Origin of the sequence: Mesorhizobium sp. M7A.F.Ca.US.005.03.2.1 (assembly GCF_003997795.1) — a bacterium.
Taxonomy (GTDB): Bacteria; Pseudomonadota; Alphaproteobacteria; order Rhizobiales; family Rhizobiaceae; genus Mesorhizobium; species Mesorhizobium ciceri.
On the sequence record NZ_RZRP01001468.1, the window covers coordinates 1 to 726 of the forward strand.

The 726-nt window shown below is 63.1% G+C and carries 1 protein-coding gene; it reads right to left on the reverse strand.

The genetic code is table 11. The annotated features are described in order from the left end of the window. Nucleotides 1-726, reverse strand: a 726-nt coding sequence (locus EN991_RS38540) for a histidine kinase dimerization/phospho-acceptor domain-containing protein (RefSeq protein WP_281058863.1), incomplete at both ends; no start/stop codon positions are given.

The window sequence follows — 726 nt, forward strand, 5'->3', positions numbered from 1 at the left end:
CGGATTATGCCGTGCGAACCGTCCTTCTGTTCCAATCCGTCGATGGCTTCGGCAGCGTTCTTGATCACATTGCCGAAAGCCTGCGCCATCAGCCGGCTGTCGAACGTGCCCTTCAGCGGCTCGCTGCCGAAGATCCGCTCGAAAGTGATGTCGGCGCGGCTGACCTCGACCAGGAACGAGGCCTCGCGCAGCGATTCGCGCAGATCTATGGCCTTCATCTCGGGCTTCGGCATGCGCGCGAAAGCCGAGAATTCGTCGACCATGCGGCCGATATCCTCGACCTGCCGGATGATGGTGTCGGTGCACTGGTCGAAAACCTCGCGGTCCTCGGTAATCACCTTGCCATAGCGGCGCTTGATGCGTTCGGCCGAGAGCTGGATCGGCGTCAGCGGGTTCTTGATCTCGTGGGCGATACGCCGCGCCACATCCGCCCAAGCCGACGAGCGCTGCGCCTGGACCAGGTCGGTGATGTCGTCAACCGTCACGACATAGGACTTTTCCTCCGAGCCGTCATCGCCGGCCTCGATGGTGATCTGAACGTTGAAGGTCCGCTCGGCGCCGGCGCGGTAGAAGGTCACCTGCTCGCGATAGACGGGTTTGCCGGACTTGCGGCCGATTTCGAAGACGCGGCCGACATGCGGCAGCACGGCGGAAAGGTTCTGCCCAAGGGCTGCGCTGGCGGATATGGCCAGCATCGCTTCGGCCGAGCGATTGACGATGGCAACG